The organism is Vibrio sp. 10N.222.55.C6 (genome assembly GCF_041473395.1).
Taxonomy (GTDB): domain Bacteria; phylum Pseudomonadota; class Gammaproteobacteria; order Enterobacterales; family Vibrionaceae; genus Vibrio; species Vibrio crassostreae_C.
This window is the reverse complement of the sequence record NZ_JBFRSD010001068.1, coordinates 1-239: the sequence shown is the minus strand read 5'-3', so window position 1 is coordinate 239 and position 239 is coordinate 1. Positions and strand designations below refer to the sequence as shown.

Below are 239 nucleotides of genomic sequence, written 5' to 3'. Positions count from 1 at the left end.
GCCAAGGTTAAAATCACACCCGACTCGACATGCCAGCCATCAAAAGGCTTTACGGAATCGTACTGCTCAATATTCAGTAATCGGAACATCTCATCTTTGGCATAGCCGCCCATGTTGATACGACAGCCATCCAATGAGAAATCCTTGTCCATGATCTTCTCAGCCAGATCCTTACGCGCATACAGATAACTGTGCTCTTCAAACAGTGGGTATTTATGTTGAAACGCTGATTTTTGATG

General features: G+C 44.4%; 1 pseudogene. It reads right to left on the bottom strand.

Annotated elements, in window-relative coordinates:
* Positions 1–239: pseudogene (locus AB4486_RS27580) on the bottom strand (LysR family transcriptional regulator); the annotation flags it as partial.